Below are 17,411 nucleotides of genomic sequence, written 5' to 3'. Positions count from 1 at the left end.
AAGGGGCCGGGCCGTTGGGTCCCGGGCGACGGCGGCGGCGATCGACGTCGGCTGGAGCGATCTCGCATGACCCACTTGCCGCCGCCGCGCCCATCCAACGACTGCTCTCGGAGGACTCATGGGAAGGTATCCCGGCGGTGAACAGATCGAGCAAGCACAGGCCGTCTTGACACGGCATGTGGTGTCCTGCGTGGACGGCCGCTGCCTGGCCTGCGCGGTGCCGGGGCCGTGCCCAGCGCACGAGTGGGCAGCGGGATTGTTCCGCCTGTCGCTACGTCTGCCCCGGCGTACACCCGGGGCGTCCCGGCCCGAATTGTGCGGCGCGCGCCAGGTCACCACGCCGAGTCCGTGGTGGACCGCGTGAGCGCCCGGTCCCTCACCGCACCTCCCGGCACGTGGTGTCCGGAGTTCCTGGACACGATGCTGCGGGACGCGTCTCCCGCGTCGGACGCGTGCTGGCGGCGATGGTGCGCTGACCTGCTGCGCGCAGACCGACTCGGGCCTGGAGAACTGGCTGACTGGTGGACGGTGATTTCCAGGTTCGATCCGGTTCTCGGCCGCTACGCCGCGCGGCCGGTCCCCGTACCCGAAGGCGCCGTCGTGGTCGCCGGCAGCGGCAAGGAACAGTTCAAGACTTTCAACGTCAGCACCGCCGCCGCGATCCTCGCCGCAGCGACCGGGACACCCGTCATCAAGGGGATCTCGCGATCGGTGTCCGCGGTCTCCGGGGCCGCCGACATTCTCGATGTCCTCGGCATTCGGCCCGTCAGCTGCCCGGCTGCCATTCCGCAGACACTGCAGCGGCACGGCATCGCGTTCGTCGCGTACCCGATCTTCTGCCCGCGCTACGCGGCGCGTTACGACGGCGTGTTCGACACGCTGAACCCGGCGAGCTTCTTCATGCCGGTCGCGGCGATGTGCGTGCGCGCCAGCGGGTTCGTGCTCGGCCTGGCACACCGCGACGTCACGCTCGCCGCCGCCGCGCTGCGGCGGATCAGGCCGGACCTCGCCGCCGGCGCTGTCGCCTCGACCGAGCTGTCCCCCGGCGAAATGGTCGACGAGTACGGTGACGGCGGCGCGGCGCGGCTGGCCCGCGTGGCTGGCGGCATGATCACAACAGGCACGCGTCAGGGCATCGCGCCGACAGACGGATGGCGGCGAGCCATCGCGCACCGGCCGACACACGACGGTAACGCCGCTCTCGTCACCGAATCTCTCGCCCCGGGCGGCGAGACACCGGCCACCCGACTGGTTGAGCTGAACGCCGCGCTCGTCCTCACCGCGAGCGCCACCGGGCTGGACATCGACGACGCAGTCGACCGCGTCGGCCACGCTCGCCGGTCCGGCCGCGCCATGCGACTGCTCACGGCGCTCACCAACCTCCGATAGACGCTCACCCACCTCCGGCAGAGGAGCCCCAATGCCCGCCACGCGGATCGATCCACAATCCGCCGAGGTCGTAGCCGAACACCTCGGCCCGACCGCTGCCCGCTTCACCCACTCCGACAACGCACTCACGGTCCTGGACCCGAAGGCTCGAGAGTCGATGGCCGTCGTCACCGGATTCGGCCCGACGAACGCGCCGACCGCCGGCACCCTGTCGGTCATGCTCGGCACGGTCGAACTGCAACGCCGGCTCGCGGTGAAGATGACGGTCGTCATCTCAGATCTGGGAGCGTGGAACTCCCGCAATGTCGCCTGGTCGACGTTGGTTCAGGTGCGAGACCAGATGTTCGCGTTCCTCGTCGCGCTCGGCCTGGATCCGGACACAGCCCGACTGCGTTCCCACCTCGACCACGACAACCTCACCCGAGCCGGCCGAATCGCGCGTTACCTGTCTCGGGCCGATTTCCAGAAGCACCGCGAGAGCCTGCTGGAGCTGTACGCCGACCACGGACTGCTCGGCAGCGAAACCGGCGTGGTCGTCGACTCGCTGTACACCGTCGCCGACGTGCTCGGCCCGTTCGACAACGGTGCCACCAACGTCCTCATGGTGTCCGGCATGGAGGAGGCGTACTTCACCGACCTGGCCCGCCTGGTGCTGCAGCGGCAGGCCGACGCCGGTGAACTGAGCCTGGGCTGGCGCAGCCGGATCGGCGCCCTGTACTTCAGAGTTCTCGAAGGCCTCGCCGGCTACCCCAAGATGTCCAAGAGCATCCAGGCGTCCAGCATCCACCTCAACATGACTCCCCGTGAGATCAACGAGCGCGTCATGAGCGACGACGAGGCGAGCCAACCCGCGGTGTTGTCCGCCATCGAGCTAAGCAGCGGCTGGGACGCGGCCGACATCACCCACGCGAGTCAGGCATTCACCGAACGCGCCGCCCGGCCGAACGCGTGGCGCGAGGCGCGACAGGAGTTCTGCCTCTCCTTCGCCAAGTTCGCCGAAACGTGGCGGCGATGCACCCCATGAGCCAGGCCGTCGTCATCCTGGGAGCGTCCGGTCGGCTCGGCCACGCCCTGTGCCCACTGGCCGCCGGGGCCGGCTTCGACGTCATCGCAGTCGCGCGTACGCCGCTGGACATCGAGGGACCGGGCAACACCCGGTGGATCACCGCAGACCTGACGGTCGCCGGGGACCGGGCCCGAGTCGCCACTGTGGTAGATGCCTGGACCGCCGGGTACGACCACGTCTGCGTCGTCGACAGCGTGCTTGACCGCAGCGGGGTCAACGCCATGCGGCGCAGCGTGCAGGGCGTCACCGACGCGGTGGTGGGCCTGCACGACCGACTCAGCGCCGGCGGCCGTTCGTGGGCGCTGGTCGCCGCGAGCACCACTGCGGTGCTCGCGCCCGGCCCGTACCAGACGCCGTACGGGCGGGCGAAGCGGCGGCAGATCATCACCTACGCCCGCTCCGGCGTCTCCGGCGCGGCACTGCTCCTACCCCAACTCACCCCGCTGCCCTGCGCCAAGACCGCATGCCGGCCGGCGTGGTCGTTCGACCAGGCCGCGCGACGGCTGGTCGCCGCAGCTCTGACCGCACCGACCCGACCCGGATTCACGATTCGCGTTCCCGACCTCGCCGCCGCTGCGCTCAGCGAGCGGATCATGCCGCTATCCGATGTCGGCACCGCCATCCGGACCCACCTGCGCAGCCTTGTCCTGGAGCGCGACTCCATGCAGGCTCACCGAGCCGCCACCCGCAGCCGGCTTCGCCTGGCGCCCCTACGGCTTCGACGCTTGATCGACCACCACTTGGCTCCGGCCGCGCTGGTGCGCCGATTCGCCGACCGGTACCACGTGACGGTCATCGACGAACGAACCCTCGGATCCTCCCCGATCGAGAACGGAGCGGCCCATGCTCGATGAGCGCGTAGACGTCCTCGTCATCGGAACGGGCCTGTGCGGCCTGGCCATCGCCGTCACCGCAGCCCGGCGTGGCCTGCAGGTGCGGTGCGTGAGCAACGAACGGCCCGGCGCGTCATTGGCGAACTTCGGACAGCTGCACTCCGGCGCCGTATACGCCCCGGTCCTCCCCGCGGTGGCGCGGGCGTGCTGGCAGCATCACGACCGATGGCGTGCCCTCATCGAGCCGGCGCAGGTCGGCGACTCCTACGGGCTGGCCCTGTTCCACGCGATCGACGCCCTCGACCGCTACCACGACGCCTGGACCCGGATCGGCATCGACGCCGTGGAGGTGGATCCCCGCACCGCCGGCCCGTTCCCTCCCCCGGCCGCGGCCTTCCGTATCCCGGACCGAAGCGTGAACCTACCGGCTCTGCACGCCCGCCTGCTCGACCTGGCCCGGGCGAGCGGTGTGCCACCGGCACGGCGGCTCGACGTCACGTTACGCCGCGATCCGACCAGCACACTCGTCTGGCCCGGCCAGTCCACGCAGCGTGCGCACGTAGTGGTGCTGGCGACCGGCGCCGACACGCCACTCCTACTTTCCCGCGCGGGCATCCGGCACACGCTGGGAGTCCGCCGGATCGCCTGGGGTCGGTTCATTGGGGTCGACGCGAAGAGCCTGACCTACTGGCTGGACGGCGACCTGCTGGCGATCAGCCCGGACGTCGCCGGTATCCGCATTGGCCTGCCCGCGGTCGAGGGCCGGTACGACACGACCGAGGCGGAACATGATCGACTACGGGCCGCGCTCGACCGGCGCGGCATCCGTCCAGGCGACGGCGACCTCGACTTGCTATGGGGCACCGTGTGCGAGCCGACCAACCCGCACGCCAACCCATCCAGCACCGTCATCGACCTCCGCGACCCGCCACCGGGCTGGACTCCGACCGCGAACCTGGTCGTCGCGCTGCCCGGCAAATGGAGCACCGCGTGGCACTGCGCCGACCAGGTGGTCGACGCGATCGTCTGACCGTCGCGCGCTATCCGATACCGATGGCGTCCCGCACCCGCTCCAGCGCCGGCCGGGTCTGCTTACGTGCCTTGTCCGCGCCGTGGGCCAGCAGGTCATCCAGCTCACTGCCCTGCGCCATCAGCGTCTCGTAGCGCTCCCGCAACGGCGCGAACCGGGCGATCAGCGCATCCGTCAGTCGGGCCTTGACCTCGCCCCAGCCCATCCCGCCGGCGAGCAGCCCGGCCCTGGTGTCGGCCACAACATCCGGCTCACCGAACCGCTCCAACAGCGTGAACACCGCCGCCGAGTCCGGATCCTTCGGCGCCTCCACCGGCGCGCTGTCGGTCGGAATGCGCCGGATCATCTTGCGCAGGTCAGCTTCCGGGGCGAACAACGGGATCGTGTTGCCGTAGGACTTGCTCATCTTCCGCCCGTCAGTGCCGGGCAGGGTGTGCGCTGAGCCCTCGTCCGGAATCACGGCTGCCGGGATCTTGAACTTGAACCGGTCACCGTAGACGCTGTTGAACGCCCCGGCGATGTCGGCGGCGTACTCGACATGCTGGACCTGGTCGCGACCCACCGGTACCACGTCGGCGTCCATGATGAGGATGTCGACCGCCATCAGCACCGGGTAGTTGAACAGGCCCATGTTCACGCCCGCGTCGAGGTCTTCCCTGCCGGCCTCACGGTTGCGGTCGCGCGCCGCCTTGTACGCGTGCGCCCGGTTCATCAGCCCCTTGCCGGTCACGCACGACAGCACCCACGCCATCTCGAAGATCTCTGGGATGTCCGACTGGCGGTAGAACGTCGTGCGATCCGGGTCGAGCCCGGCCGCCAGCCACGTCGCGGCCACCGAACGGGTGTAGTGCCGCAGCAGGTCACGGTCGCGGATCGTCGTCAGCGCGTGGTAGTCCGCGATGAAGTAGACGGACTCGTAGCTATCGGCCAACTCGAGCGCGGGCAGGATCGCGCCGATGTAGTTGCCCAGGTGCGGCTCACCGGTCGGCTTGATGCCGGTCAGCGAGACCTTACGCGCCGTCGAACCCATGGGCCTGACGCTACCGTGGGCGGCGTTGGGATTCCGCCCCATTCCCGGGCCTGCGGCACGCGGTGGCCGCCGTCGTCAGCCGGTCGCCACGCCGAGCAGCGACGGCAGCTCCATCATGCTGGCGAAGGCTAGGTCCACGCCGTTCAGCACTGAGGATCCGACCGGCGCGTACTGGAGAACTCGCATCCCCGCGGCTCGAGCTGCCGCCACACCCGCCTCGCTGTCCTCGACCACCACACAGCGATCCGGGCGCACGCCCATGCGTGACGCGGCCAGCAAAAACAGGTCCGGGGCCGGCTTGCCGCGCGGCATCCACCGCGACGGTCAGGGCATCGAACCAGTCGGGTGGCACCACTGATCCAACGCGGCGGGCGATCAGCTGCGCTGCCTCGTCCTGGGCGAGTCCCACGCACTCCCGCCCACATTCCGCCTCCGGATCGGTGATCTCAACGCCGAGCTGCCGCATCCACTCCGCCAGCACACCGATGACGATTGGCTCGCTGTCGACCAGCACCCCGTCGCAGTCAAAGATGACAAGGTCCAGACGATCGTGAACGCCCACCCGCGCACTGCCTCCTCCGCCGCCCTCGATCCGGATCAGTCGCATTGCCGTACGGGCGCGGGCACGCGCCGTCGTGCGGCCGAGCCCTGTTGCCGCAACGGACGGATCCGGCCGCCCACAGAAATGAGCTGACAGCCAGCAGCAGACTACGAGTCTGTCCGGATCAGTGGCCGTACATCGCCACCCTTGCCTCGGCGTACGCGCTCCGGATCCGCTTCCCAGCGTCCCCGTCCGCGCCCTCAACCAACTCCACACTGGACTGGTCGCCACCCCAGTTCGGCGGCTCCGCACCGCCACCCAGCGCCCACGCCGCCTGCCGCGCCGCTCCCAGCGCCACGTACTCCCCCGGCTCAGGAACCACCACCGGCGCGCCGAACACCACCGGCGCAACCGCACGGACCGCCCGCGAGCGCGACGCCCCGCCGATCAGCAGTACCCGCCGTACCTCGACGCCGAAGGCGCGCAACGCGTCCAGCCCGTCGGCCAGCCCGCACAGCATGCCTTCCACGGCGGCGCGGGCCACGTGCGAAGGCGTCATGTTGGTGCGGCGCAGCCCGACGAGGCTTCCGCTCGCGTCGGGCAGGTTCGGCGTACGCTCACCCTCCAAATAGGGCAGCAGTACCAGCCCGTCAGCCCCGGCCGGCGCCTCGAGCGCCAGTCGATCCAGGCCGGCCAGGTCCGTGTCGAGCATCTGCGCCGCCGCGGTGAGGACGCGGGCGGCGTTGAGCGTGCACACCAGCGGCAGGTACCGGCCGGTGGCGTCGGCGAACCCGGCCACGGTCCCGGACGAGTCGGCGACCGGCGACCCGTGCACGGCGAACACCGTGCCACTCGTGCCCAGGGACACCACCACGTCGCCGGGCCGGGCATCCAGGCCGAGCGCGGCGGCCATGTTGTCGCCGGTACCGGCGGAGACGAGCACCCCGGCGGAAGTTTCGCCGGCCGGCTCACCGGGCCCCAACACTCGCGGCAGCCGAGGCACCCGCCCAAACGCGCGCGAAATAATGTCTTCCCGGTACGAGCCCGTCGCCGGCGACCAGTACCCGGTACCCGAGGCGTCGCCGCGATCGGTCACCGGAGCAACCGAGCCACCGAGCAGCCGCCAGGTCAGCCAGTCGTGCGGCAGCATGACGTCGGTGACCCGCGCCGCCACGTCTGGCTCATGCGACGCCAGCCAGCGCAGCTTGGTCACGGTGAAACTCGCGACCGGCACCGAACCGACCGCTTCAGCCCACGCCGAAGGGCCGCCGAGCTCGCGGACAAGATCTTCGGCAGCAGAAGCCGACCGGGTGTCGTTCCACAGCAGGGCGGGCCGGACCACCTCGCCGGCCTCGTCGAGCGCGACGAGACCGTGCTGCTGCGCGCCGACGCCGATCGCCGCCACGTCGTCGAGCAGGCCAGCGCCGGCGACCGAAAGCGCGGACCACCACTCAGACGGGGGCACCGACGTCCCCTCCGGATGCGGCGCCTGCGCCGAACCGATCACCTTGCCGGTGTCGGCGTCGCAGACCACGATCTTCGTCGACTGGGTGGAGGAATCGATCCCGGCGACCTTCGTCATTGCGACAGGTTAAACGGGCACCCCACCGTTGGCGATCACGTCCCGGTACCAACGCGCGCTGTCTTTGAGGATGCGCCGCTGGGTGGTGTAGTCGACGTACACGATGCCGAACCGCTTCGAGTAGCCCCACGCCCACTCGAAGTTGTCCAGCAGCGACCAGACGAAGTACCCCCGTAGATCCACGCCGGCGCGCAGCGCCTCGTGCGCGGCGGTCAGGTGCCCGCGCAGGTACTCCACCCGCTCCGGATCGTGCACCTGGCCGGAGGGGTCCGGCTCATCGGGGTACGCCGCCCCGTTCTCGGTGATGACGATCGGGATGTCGCCGTAGTCGCTGCGGATCCGGCCGAGCAGTTCCCGCAGCCCGGTGGGGTCGACCGTCCAGCCCATGTCGGTGAGCGGGCCGGGCGGCTGGAGGAACCGGACGTGCTCGCTGCCCGGCCAGGGCGACGGCGCCGGGACCGCGTCCTTCGAGCCGACGGGGACCGGCCCGGGCGGCTCCCCTGCGCCGACGAGCATCGGCTGGTAGTAGTTGACGCCCAGCAGGTCGATCCGCGCGGCGATGGTGTCCAGGTCACCGTCGTGCACGAAGTCCCACTCGGTCAGGTGCTCGGTGTCGGCCTGCACGTCGGCCGGGTACTGCCCGCGCAGCACCGGATCCATCCAGATCCGGTTCATCAGGCCGTCGATGCGCCGGGCGGCGTCGACGTCATCGGCCGAGGCGCTGACCGGCCGTACCGAGGTGGGGTTGATGACCAGGCCCACCTGGGCGTCGGCGCCGATCCGGGAGGCGCGCAGCGCCTGTACGCCCAGACCGTGCGCGAGCAGCAGGTGGTGCGCCGCGGTCAGGGCGGCCACCGGGTCGGTACGGCCGGGCGCATGCTCGCCGGAGCCGTACCCCAGCATCGCCGAGCACCACGGCTCGTTCAGCGTGGTCCACACGCCGACCCGGTCACCGAGGCGCTCGGCGACCAGCGCGGCGTACTCGGCGAACCGGTACGCGGTCTCCCGGTTGGTCCAGCCTCCGGCGTCCTCCAACTCCTGCGGCAGGTCCCAGTGGTACAGCGTGAGGACCGGCCGGATTCGCGAGTTGAGCAGCTCGTCGACGAGCCGGTCGTAGAACGCGATGCCGGCGGGGTTGATCGGACCGCTCCCGTTCGGCCGTACCCGCGGCCAGCTCACCGAGAACCGGTAGGTGTTCAACCCCAGCTCGCGCATGATGGCGACGTCCTCGCCGAGCCGGTGGTAGTGGTCGGCGGCCACCGCGCCGGTGTCGCCGTGGAGGACCTTGCCCGGCGTGGCGGAAAAGGTGTCCCAGATGGATGGCGTACGCCCGTCCTCGGTGGCCGCGCCCTCGATCTGGTACGCGGCCGTCGCCGCACCCCACATGAAGGCTGCCGGGAACCGCAGCCGGCCGTCAACGGACGCCTCCGGCCTCACCGTCGAGGTCATCCTTTCACCGCTCCCTGCATGATGCCTCCCAGGATCTGGCGACCCATCAACGCGAAGACCACCAGCATCGGCAGCGTCGAGATGAGGGCACCGCTGAGTACGAGCGAATAATCCTGAACGTACCCGCCCTGCAGCGCCGACAGCGACACCTGCACGGTGGGATTCTGCTGGGTCATCACGACCAGCGGCCAGAAGAAGTCGTTCCAGGTGGCCATGAACGTCAGCAGGCCCAGCACCGCCGCGGCCGGCCGGGCGATCGGCAGTACGACATGCCAGTACAGCCGCCAGGTGGAGCAGCCGTCGAGCCGGCCGGCCTCCAGTAGTTCGGTCGGCAGTGCGGTGATCAGGTACTGCCGCATGAAGAACACCCCGAACGCGCTGGCCGCCGCCGGCACGATCAGGGCCTGCAGGTGGTTGGCCCAGTGCAGCCAGTTGGCCATCATGATGTACAGCGGGATGATGCCCAGTTGCGGCGGCACCATCATGGTCGCGACCACGATCCCGAGCAGCGCCCCCTTGCCGCGGAACGGCAGCTTGGCGAAGGCGAACCCGGCCAGGGTCGAGGTGAACACGACCGAGACGGTCACCACGGCGGACACGATGAGCGAGTTGTTCAACGCCAGCCGCATGTCGGTCTGCTCGAACACCTTCTGGACGTTGTCCAGCAAGTGCGGGCCGGGCAGCAGCGCGGGTGGGGTCTTGCTGATGGCGCTGTTGTCGTGCGAGGCGGCGACCAGGGTCCAGTACATCGGGAAGATCGACAGCAGCAGGACCAGGCCGAGGACGAGGTAGGTGCCCCGGTCGGCGGAGAGCTGGTGTCGCGCACGTCGGCGTCGACCAAGAGTCAGGGGTGCGGCGGTCACGATGCGTCAGCTCCTCGCATCCGGCGGGCGGCGACCAGGTTGACGACGACGAACAGCGCGATGAGGAGGAACATCGCCCACGAGATCGCGGCGCCGTACCCGTACTTGAACTTCTGCCAGAACTGGTCGTAGGTGTAGAGGGCGAGCGTCTGGAACTGGTGCTGTGACCCACCGGTCGTCGGCGTCTGGCTCGTGTTGAACAGCAGCGGCTCCCCGAACAGTTGGAGTGAACCGATGGTCGACACGATCACCGTGAACAGGATCGTCGGCCGCAGCATGGGCACGGTGATCATCCAGAACTGCTTCCACCGGCTCGCCCCGTCGAGCGCCGCCGACTCGTACAGCTCGAAGGGGATCGCCTGCATGCCGGCGAGGTAGATGAGCGCATTGTAGCCGGTCCAGCGCCAGGTGACGATCACGGAGATCGCGATCCAGGACGAGAGCGTGCCGGCCTGCCAGTCGGTGTGGCCGATCCCAAACAACCCCAGGAACCAGTTGATCATGCCGTAATCCCGGCCGAACAGCTGCACGAAGATGATCGTGACGGCGGCCACCGACGTGACGTTGGGCAGCAGCACGCCCATCCGGAAGAACGTACGGCCGCGGAGCTTGTAGTTCAGCAGGTGCGCGATGCCGAGCGCCATCAGCAACTGCGGGACCGTGGAGATCAGGCCGATGCCGATGGTGTTCTTGACGGCGTTCCAGAAGAACGGATCGTGTACGAGATCCGCGTAGTTGCGCCAACCCACGAACGTGTCTTCACTGCCCGGGGTGTCGGCCCGCCAGCCGGTGAGCGACACATAGCCGGTGTAGACGAGCGGGAACAGCCCGAACACCCCGAAGACCAGGAAGAACGGAGCGATGTACAGGTAGGGCGCGCCCTTGACGTCGAGCCGGTACCGCAGGCCGTGCCGGGCTCTCGGGGCGACGTGCGTGGCGCGCACGCGGGGTTTGGTTAACACGGCCATGGCGGGCTCCTCGATTCGCCGCAGGAGGGTGCCCCGCTACCCGTCTGGGCGGCGAGCGGGGCACCTTCCTGACACAGAGGGGAAGGTCGCGGCCTCAGCCGGCGAGGTTCTTGACGTCCGCGAGGGCCCTCTTCCAGGCGTCGTCCGGAGTGGCCTTGCCCTGCTCGACCGACTGGAGCGCGTTGCCGATCGCGTTGCCGATCTCGCCCTGGTGCGGGCCGGTGATCTGCGGCTTCAGGCTCTTCACCGACTCCGAGAAGATCTTGCCGGCGGGCGCGCTGCTGAAGAACGGGTCGGTGAACCCGGCGACCTCCGGTTCACTCCACAGCGCCTGGTCGGACGGGAAGTTGCCCTTGTTGGTGAACAGCCACTTCTCCTGCTGGGGGGCGGTCAGCCACTTCGCCAGCTCAACGGCTTCCTGCTGGTGCCGGCTCGCCTTGGGCACCGTCAGGTAGGAGCCGCCCCAGTTGCCGCCACCGGTACCGGGAATCTTGGCGATGTCCCACTTGCCCGCCGTCTCCGGGGCGTTGTCCTTGATGTAGGCCATCATCCAGGACGGGCAGGTCACGGTCGCGAACTGTCCCTTCTGGAACCCGGTGTTCCACTGCGGGCTGAACGCCGCGAGCCCGGCCGACTCGCCGGCCTGGATCCCGGCCACGGTGGTGTCCCACGCCTGCTTGACCACAGGGTTCGCCTCGACGATCACCTTGCCCGACTCGTCGTAGGCGTTCTTCTGCGACTGGTTGACGATGGCGTTGAAGACGTTGCTTCCGGCGTCGAACCAATTGACATTCTTGTCCGGCGTCTTGGCCTGGAACTGCTTGCCGACCTCGATGTAGGAGTTCCAGTCGGTGAACAGCTTGGACACGGCGTCCCGCTCGGCCGGCAATCCGGCGGCCTTGAACACGTCGGCGCGGTAGCACAGGGCCAGGCCCCCGATGTCGGTGCCGAGGCCGAACAGCCCCGTCCCGTCCTGGCCGGTGGCGCGCCGCCACGTCGCCTCGACCCACTGGTCCCTGTTGACCCCGTAGGACAGGAAGTCGACGAACTTCGCGGCCTGCGGCCGGAACCCGACGACCTGGTTGACCTCGATGGCCTCGATGTCGGCGGTGCCCGCGCCGGCGAGCAGGTGGGCCTGCAGGTTCTTGTGGTGGCCGTTGAAGTCGGTGATGTTCTCCTTGATGGTGATGTTCGGGTGGCTCTTCTTGTACTCGGCGTACAGGTCCTTGTAGCCGAAGTTTCCGAACAGGTTGACCGTCAGCGTGACCGGCCCGTTGCTGTCGGCCGGCCTGTCCGAACTGCTGCCACAGCCGGTGAGCATCGAGCCCACCAGCATGGCGCCGACCCCGAAGACCAGGGCCGAGCGCCGGGTTGTCGCGACGCGCATGAAGACTCCTCGTGTCTGTGCACCGTGGGGGTTGCGCTCCGCCGCGCGGCGGGCCGGCTCACACATCCCGGCGGCAGGGGTGACACCGAGGTGAGAGCGCTCTCACAGGTGGTGTAGAGCGTGCATGGATGAGTGACCCATGTCAATACCTCTACCGACGACGTGTTCTGATCGAGCGCATCCACGCGACGAGGCATCCTGAAAAGCGAAGATCGCCCACATGTCAGAGAGCGCTTTCGGTCGCCGGTACACTGATCATGCCGACGGCCGCCCGCCCACCTTCGCGGACTGGCACGGCACGATGGAGGGTAGGGACTTCTCGGGCCACGAGCCCGGACCGACGGGAGGACAGCATGAGCCTTGGGGCGCCCGGTCGCGAACGGCCGACCCTGGAGAGCGTCGCCACCCGGGCCGGGGTGTCACGCGCAACCGCCTCCCGGGTCGTCAACGGCTCTCCGACCGTCGCACCGCACATCCGGGAGGCGGTCCTGCGCGCGGTCGCCGACCTCGGGTACGTGCCCAACCAGGCGGCGCGCAGCCTGGTCACCCAGCGCACCAACTCGATCGCCCTGGTGCTGACCGAGTCCGCCGGGCGGGTCTTCTCCGACGACCCGTTCTTCCCGAGCATCGTCCAGGGCGCCAGCCAGGAACTCGACGCCGCCGGTAAACAGCTTGTCCTGATGATGGTCAACTCCGGCGCCAGCCACGAGCGGGTCGAGCAGTACACGATCAGCGGGCACGTCGACGGCGTCATGGTCGCCTCGATGCACGGCGTCGATCCGTTGCCCGGCACCCTCGCCCGGATGGGCATCCCGGTCGTGGTCAATGGCCGCCCGATGGGGCACACGTCAGTGCCCTACGTGGACGCCGACAACGAGAACGGCGCCCGACTCGCGGTACGCCACCTGCTCGACACCGGCCGGCGGCGGATCGCCACGATCGCCGGGCCGCAGGACATGACCGCCGGGATCGACCGGCTCAACGGCTACCGCGCCGAGCTACGCGACTCCGACCGTCGCTCGATCATCGCCATCGGCGACTTCACCCGGCAGTCGGGCATCGCCGCCATGCGCCAGCTACTCGCCGACGACCCCGGGCTGGACGCGGTCTTCGCCGCCTCCGACCTGATGGCTGACGGGGCCATGCGGGCCCTGCGCCAGGCCGGCCGGCGGGTACCGGATGACGTCGCCGTGGTCGGCTTCGACGACAACGAGTTCGCCCGCTACACCGAGCCACCCCTGACCACGGTCCGCCAGCCCATCGTCGACCTCGGGCGGACGATGGCCCGCCAGTTGCTGCGCCTCGCGGCCGGCGAGACCATCGAGCCCGCCACGGTGCTGCCGACCGAACTGGTCGTCCGCGAGTCAGCCTGACAGCCGCCTGGAGCGCCGACATGGTCGCCTTGCACCGTGCGCAGCATTCCGGCGGAAAAACCTCAGCCCAGTGCTCCACGAGTCGATGGCATGGCGATGGTGTAACTGTTCGTATTTGCACTCGGCGCACTGTGTCACTGGAGGCTGCATGAACAGGCTCGGGGTACGCGACCCCTTCCTGGCGTGCGTCGCCGTGGCGGCGACCGCCCTGGTCGGCATGTACCTGCTCGACCTCGGCGGCCTGACGTTCCAGGTCATCAGCGCCTGGCTGTCCATCGCGCTGTGCGCCTCCACGATGGCCTTCTACGCCTACCGGGCGAGCCGGATCATGGACCGCGCCGACCCCCAGCGGCGGTTCTGGATCACGTTCGCTATCTGCGGCGTGGTGTGGGCGATCGGCGAGTGGGCCCAGCTGTACGGCTCCGTGATCGACCCCCACTCGATCGCCTCGCAGACCGGGACCGGAATCGTCCGAACCATCGCGCTCGGCGTCGGCTGCCTGGTCCTGAGCGCGGTGGTGCTCACGTACCCGATCCCGCACCGGTCGGCCCGCGAACGTCTCTGCTACTGGCTGGACCTCGCGACCCTGATCATGGCGGCCGCCGCCATCGGCCTCTTCGGGACCGTGTCGGGCATCCAACTCGACCAAGGCGACCTCGTCCGGGAACTCAGCGTGGTAGCCGCCGGCCCGCTGGCCGCCATGTTGATCGCGTTCGCGCTCGGCCGGCTCTTCATGAGCGGCGCTTCGCCGTTCAACTGGCACGTCGGGGTGGTGAGCCCGATCGCGGCGGCCGTGGAGGGCGCCTCACGGGCGCTCGGGCCCGTGCTGGCCCGCACCGACCGGGCCTCCTGGATCCTCGCGTCGACGCTCATCGTCCATGTGCTGCTCCTGATGGTGGCGTTCGCTCAGTACAACAAGCGGTACGTGTCCGGGCCCGGCATGCGGCGCGCCGCACGGGAGCGCCCCTACAGCCTCCTGCCGTACGTGGCCATCGCCGCCACGTACGGGCTGCTGACCGTCACCCTCGCCGTCAACGGCCTCGACCTGCGGGCCTGGGTCGTCCTGGTCGGCGCGCTCGCCAGCACCGGCCTCGTGGTGGCCCGCCAGCTCGCCGCGTTCGCCGACAACGCGCAACTGTTGAAGGAGCGCGATGCCCTGGCGACGCGACTACACGAGATGGCGTTCACCGACAGCCTGACCGGGCTGGCCAACCGGGCCTTGTTCCTCGACCGGCTGGGCGAGGCGGTCCTGCGATCCCGCCAGGACGGCAGCAGGGTCTCCGTCCTGCTCGTGGACCTCGACGACTTCAAGCCGGTCAACGACCGCTTCGGGCACGCGGCCGGCGACGCCATCCTGATCGAGGTCGCGGCCCGGCTACGCGGCTGCGTACGGTCGACCGACGTGGTGGCCCGGCTCGGCGGTGACGAGTTCGCGGTCCTGCTCGAGCAGGCGCCACCGGACGGGTACACGACGACGGCCGAACGCATCGTCCAGGCGATCAGCGCGCCGTTCCGGGTGGCCGGCAACGATGTCCGGGTGGGGGCGAGCGTGGGCGTGGCGGTGGTTCGAGCCGACGCGGACGACGCCAGCAGCCTGCTGCAGCGGGCCGACGAGGCGATGTACACGGCCAAACTCGGCGGCAAGGGCATGTTCCAGGTCGCGAACGCACCAGCCGTCTGAGCCGGCGCGTCAGAACCTCGGCGGGCGCCGCTCCACGAAGGCGGCCAGGCCCTCCGGTACGTCCGGAGCGTACCGGGATTTGCGCTCCCACGGCTCGACGGCGATTTGCGGATCATTGCCGGCCAGCACCGCGTTGACGACGTCCTTGACCGCACCGAGCGTCTGCGGCGAGCGACCGGCGATGGTCCGCGCCAGGGCGAGCGCCCGGTCGGCCAACCCGCCGCTCGGCACCACCTCGTCGACGAGCCCGAGGGCCGCGGCGCGCTCGGCCTCGACCAGGTCGGCCGAGAACAGCAGGTACTTGGCCCGTGCCGGCCCGACCAGGCGCACCAGCCGGGCGGTCGGTACCGCCGGATACACGACGCCCAGCTTCGCCGGCGTGATCCCGAGCCGGGCCCCGGATTCCGCCAGGCGCAGGTCGCAGGCGATCGCGAGCTGGCATCCGCCGCCGACGCACGGACCGGCGATGACCGCGATCGTCGGCCGGGGGAACGCGGCGAGCGCCTCCTCGGCCGCGACGTTCGTCGCGTGGTACGCGTCGGCGCGCTCCGGGTCGCCGTACACGTGGAGCAGTTCGGCGATGTCCGCCCCGGCCGAGAACGCCTCGCCCGCACCGGCCAGCAGCAGCACCCGTACCCTCTGGTCGGCGGCCAGGGCGGCGAGCAGACCGGGCAGGGCCTGCCACATCGCGAGGGTCACGGCGTTGCGCTTCGCCGGCCGGTCGATCAGTAAGACGGCGACGCCGTCGTCGCCGACGGCCAGGCGCAGCCCCTCGACGCCCGACTCCACCTCGGTCCGGCCGTCGGTCAGCATGTTCCGATCACGGCGACAGCCTACGAAACCCGATCGCGGGCCCCGCCGCCGTGGCCGGACGCTACGGCACGACCGCGGCGAGCTCCTTCGGCATGCTGGCCCTGATGTGGTCCCACTCCCCCTCGGTGCCGTAGAGCTTGAGCGCCTGAATAACGGTCGTGACCAGTTCGTTCGTCCCGCCCTGCACCTCGTAGGGGAACTCCTGCCGCACCCGGTTGAGAAAGTCCTCCCGGCCCATCTTCACGGGCACGTTGGTCGGGTCCCACCCCTCGTAGTACAGGCCGCGGACCAGCATCGGTAGCTGCGCCGAGAACTGAGCCGACTCCTCGACCGTCATCCGGTCGCGAAGCGCGTGCAGGGTCCCGCGCAGCGCGGCGTACGACTGGTTGCGACGCTCTTTCGGCCACCCGTACTGCTGCTCGATCTCCTTCAGAAGGCGGTTGGTCTTGTCGACCGTCGTGTCGAACGAGTGATACCCAGTAGTACCGGCCATCTCGACTCGTTCCTTTCTGTGCTGGGCTTTACTGTGCGGGCGACGGTTGCCCTACCGCGGGGCGTCGAGCATCCCGTGCAGGTGGGCCGCCGCCACCTCGATGTCGCTGTACTTGTACTGGCCGGCACGGACCTCCGCGGAGAGAACGCCGCATCGGTGGACCAGCGTGAAGTCGCCGTACGGAAACTTGTATCGGTCCTTCCTGTCCTCGGGCTCCTCGTCGTCCACCCCGAGGAACCACTTCTGGTACGCGCCGAACCCGTGCTCGGCGATGAACTCGTTCTCCTGCCGGGCCGACGGTTGATGTTCGCTCCAGGCATCCCGGTCGTCCAGGACGAAGTGCCCGGCTGCGATCAGCTTTTTCGCGAACTCGTACGAGCGCTCGTTCAACGTGACCGCCACGACCGTCACCGTCCTGATCGCCGCCGGCGACCGCTCCAGGTGCAGATACGCACGTCGCGGCACTACCCGTCGCCGTGAGCTTCATGCCTCGCGCCGGCTCGCGCCGGCTCGCGCCGTGATCAGGCGTGCGGACGGTGATCGCATGATTAGCGGCCGCCAGCCGGGGCAACGACAGCCTGAGGACAGCCGTAGGGAGGACGCCACCGTGAGAAAGATCGTTGAGATCGAACCGGCGCCCGCGGGTTGGTACGCGCGCTGGGGGCTGCGGCCCGAGCAGACCCGCACATCTCCGGTGACCGTCTGGGCGATCGTGGAGGACGACACGACCGGGGTCAGGGAGGTCGTCGGCGTCGACGCGTTCGGCCAGTGGCCGGGCCGCGCGGAGAACGAGCCTGACTGGGAGTTCGTACGCTACGTCTTCCAGCCCGCCGGCACCCCGCAGCCCGACGACCTGTTCAACCCGGTCCACACCGCCGCGGAGCGGGTACCGCACATGCAGCGGTAGCCGCGC

General features: G+C 69.6%; 17 protein-coding genes. 7 read left to right on the top strand and 10 right to left on the bottom strand.

From position 1 onward, the window contains the following. Positions 1 to 360 precede the first annotated feature (360 nt). From HC028_RS11615 to HC028_RS11600, 4 genes are read left to right on the top strand one after another with little or no spacing between them, the layout of a single operon-like run. Positions 361 to 1,389 (top strand): hypothetical protein, encoded by a 1,029-nt coding sequence (locus HC028_RS11615; protein WP_168076345.1) that lies wholly within the window; start codon positions 361 to 363, stop codon positions 1,387 to 1,389. Positions 1,390 to 1,420: 31 nt separating this feature from the next. After that, positions 1,421 to 2,413, top strand: coding sequence for a nucleotidyl transferase family protein (locus tag HC028_RS11610; protein WP_168076343.1), 993 nt, complete (start codon positions 1,421 to 1,423; stop codon positions 2,411 to 2,413). Then, the gene (locus tag HC028_RS11605) at positions 2,410 to 3,309 is read left to right on the top strand and encodes an NAD-dependent epimerase/dehydratase family protein (RefSeq protein ID WP_168076342.1); all 900 of its coding nucleotides are present in this window, start codon (positions 2,410 to 2,412) and stop codon (positions 3,307 to 3,309) included. The genes HC028_RS11610 and HC028_RS11605 overlap by 4 nt, the downstream gene beginning before the upstream one ends. After that, entirely contained in the window at positions 3,299 to 4,318 is a 1,020-nt protein-coding gene (locus HC028_RS11600) for an NAD(P)/FAD-dependent oxidoreductase (RefSeq protein ID WP_168076341.1), read from the top strand. Before HC028_RS11605 ends, HC028_RS11600 begins: the two co-directional genes overlap by 11 nt. A 10-nt stretch (positions 4,319 to 4,328) precedes the next feature. On the opposite strand, the gene HC028_RS11595 is transcribed toward HC028_RS11600, so the two are convergent. The 7 genes from HC028_RS11595 to HC028_RS11565 form a co-directional block, all read right to left on the bottom strand. Beyond that, entirely contained in the window at positions 4,329 to 5,348 is a 1,020-nt protein-coding gene (locus tag HC028_RS11595) for a tryptophan--tRNA ligase (RefSeq protein ID WP_168076340.1), read from the bottom strand. Positions 5,349 to 5,423: 75 nt separating this feature from the next. After that, entirely contained in the window at positions 5,424 to 5,660 is a 237-nt protein-coding gene (locus HC028_RS27525; protein ID WP_239075225.1) for an HAD-IA family hydrolase, read from the bottom strand. 413 nt (positions 5,661 to 6,073) lie between these two features. Continuing rightward, positions 6,074 to 7,471 carry a xylulokinase gene (xylB, locus tag HC028_RS11585; RefSeq protein ID WP_168076339.1) on the bottom strand — a complete coding sequence of 466 codons (1,398 nt, stop codon included), beginning with the start codon at positions 7,469 to 7,471 and terminating at the stop codon, positions 6,074 to 6,076. 9 nt (positions 7,472 to 7,480) lie between these two features. Then, positions 7,481 to 8,920, bottom strand: a complete 1,440-nt coding sequence (locus HC028_RS11580; RefSeq protein ID WP_168076338.1) for a GH1 family beta-glucosidase — start codon at positions 8,918 to 8,920, stop codon at positions 7,481 to 7,483. Continuing rightward, a complete protein-coding gene (locus HC028_RS11575; RefSeq protein ID WP_373313788.1) occupies positions 8,917 to 9,783 on the bottom strand; it encodes a carbohydrate ABC transporter permease in 867 nt (288 codons plus the stop codon). The genes HC028_RS11580 and HC028_RS11575 overlap by 4 nt, the downstream gene beginning before the upstream one ends. Then, positions 9,780 to 10,751, bottom strand: coding sequence for a carbohydrate ABC transporter permease (locus tag HC028_RS11570; RefSeq protein ID WP_168076337.1), 972 nt, complete (start codon positions 10,749 to 10,751; stop codon positions 9,780 to 9,782). The genes HC028_RS11575 and HC028_RS11570 overlap by 4 nt, the downstream gene beginning before the upstream one ends. A 94-nt stretch (positions 10,752 to 10,845) precedes the next feature. Then, the gene (locus HC028_RS11565; protein WP_168076336.1) at positions 10,846 to 12,138 is read right to left on the bottom strand and encodes an ABC transporter substrate-binding protein; all 1,293 of its coding nucleotides are present in this window, start codon (positions 12,136 to 12,138) and stop codon (positions 10,846 to 10,848) included. 353 nt (positions 12,139 to 12,491) lie between these two features. Between HC028_RS11565 and HC028_RS11560 the strand changes: the two genes are divergently transcribed. Together HC028_RS11560 and HC028_RS11555 are read left to right on the top strand one after the other, a co-directional pair. Continuing rightward, complete coding sequence (locus HC028_RS11560) at positions 12,492 to 13,511, top strand: LacI family DNA-binding transcriptional regulator (protein WP_168076334.1); 1,020 nt, start codon at positions 12,492 to 12,494, stop codon at positions 13,509 to 13,511. Between the two features lie 148 nt (positions 13,512 to 13,659). After that, positions 13,660 to 15,192 (top strand): GGDEF domain-containing protein, encoded by a 1,533-nt coding sequence (locus tag HC028_RS11555; RefSeq protein WP_168076332.1) that lies wholly within the window; start codon positions 13,660 to 13,662, stop codon positions 15,190 to 15,192. Between the two features lie 9 nt (positions 15,193 to 15,201). On the opposite strand, the gene HC028_RS11550 is transcribed toward HC028_RS11555, so the two are convergent. The 3 genes from HC028_RS11550 to HC028_RS11540 form a co-directional block, all read right to left on the bottom strand. Next, positions 15,202 to 16,005 carry an enoyl-CoA hydratase/isomerase family protein gene (locus tag HC028_RS11550; protein WP_168076320.1) on the bottom strand — a complete coding sequence of 268 codons (804 nt, stop codon included), beginning with the start codon at positions 16,003 to 16,005 and terminating at the stop codon, positions 15,202 to 15,204. 61 nt (positions 16,006 to 16,066) lie between these two features. Next, positions 16,067 to 16,498 (bottom strand): DUF2267 domain-containing protein, encoded by a 432-nt coding sequence (locus HC028_RS11545; RefSeq protein ID WP_168076318.1) that lies wholly within the window; start codon positions 16,496 to 16,498, stop codon positions 16,067 to 16,069. 51 nt (positions 16,499 to 16,549) lie between these two features. Next, complete coding sequence (locus HC028_RS11540) at positions 16,550 to 16,963, bottom strand: hypothetical protein (RefSeq protein ID WP_203981112.1); 414 nt, start codon at positions 16,961 to 16,963, stop codon at positions 16,550 to 16,552. A 142-nt stretch (positions 16,964 to 17,105) separates the two neighbouring features. Between HC028_RS11540 and HC028_RS11535 the strand changes: the two genes are divergently transcribed. Continuing rightward, positions 17,106 to 17,405: a hypothetical protein gene (locus HC028_RS11535; protein WP_168076316.1), complete on the top strand. Its 300-nt coding sequence runs from the start codon at positions 17,106 to 17,108 to the stop codon at positions 17,403 to 17,405. Positions 17,406 to 17,411 lie beyond the last annotated feature (6 nt).

It is taken from the genome of Planosporangium flavigriseum, from assembly GCF_011947225.1.
Classification (GTDB): domain Bacteria; phylum Actinomycetota; class Actinomycetes; order Mycobacteriales; family Micromonosporaceae; genus Planosporangium; species Planosporangium flavigriseum.
The sequence above is the reverse complement of the archived record's forward strand: the minus strand, read 5'-3'. Positions and strand labels throughout refer to the sequence as shown.

Excerpts from the sequence above, each read along its gene's own strand:
- HC028_RS11610 (WP_168076343.1), top strand. The coding sequence starts at position 1,421 with ATGCCCGCCACGCGGATCGATCCACAATCCGCCGAGGTCGTAGCCGAA.
- HC028_RS11605 (WP_168076342.1), top strand. The coding sequence starts at position 2,410 with ATGAGCCAGGCCGTCGTCATCCTGGGAGCGTCCGGTCGGCTCGGCCAC.
- HC028_RS11600 (WP_168076341.1), top strand. The coding sequence starts at position 3,299 with ATGCTCGATGAGCGCGTAGACGTCCTCGTCATCGGAACGGGCCTGTGC.
- HC028_RS11595 (WP_168076340.1), bottom strand. The coding sequence starts at position 5,348 with ATGGGTTCGACGGCGCGTAAGGTCTCGCTGACCGGCATCAAGCCGACC.
- HC028_RS27525 (WP_239075225.1), bottom strand. The coding sequence starts at position 5,660 with ATGCCGCGCGGCAAGCCGGCCCCGGACCTGTTTTTGCTGGCCGCGTCA.
- xylB (WP_168076339.1), bottom strand. The coding sequence starts at position 7,471 with ATGACGAAGGTCGCCGGGATCGATTCCTCCACCCAGTCGACGAAGATC.
- HC028_RS11580 (WP_168076338.1), bottom strand. The coding sequence starts at position 8,920 with ATGACCTCGACGGTGAGGCCGGAGGCGTCCGTTGACGGCCGGCTGCGG.
- HC028_RS11570 (WP_168076337.1), bottom strand. The coding sequence starts at position 10,751 with ATGGCCGTGTTAACCAAACCCCGCGTGCGCGCCACGCACGTCGCCCCG.
- HC028_RS11565 (WP_168076336.1), bottom strand. The coding sequence starts at position 12,138 with ATGCGCGTCGCGACAACCCGGCGCTCGGCCCTGGTCTTCGGGGTCGGC.
- HC028_RS11560 (WP_168076334.1), top strand. The coding sequence starts at position 12,492 with ATGAGCCTTGGGGCGCCCGGTCGCGAACGGCCGACCCTGGAGAGCGTC.
- HC028_RS11555 (WP_168076332.1), top strand. The coding sequence starts at position 13,660 with ATGAACAGGCTCGGGGTACGCGACCCCTTCCTGGCGTGCGTCGCCGTG.
- HC028_RS11550 (WP_168076320.1), bottom strand. The coding sequence starts at position 16,005 with ATGCTGACCGACGGCCGGACCGAGGTGGAGTCGGGCGTCGAGGGGCTG.
- HC028_RS11545 (WP_168076318.1), bottom strand. The coding sequence starts at position 16,498 with ATGGCCGGTACTACTGGGTATCACTCGTTCGACACGACGGTCGACAAG.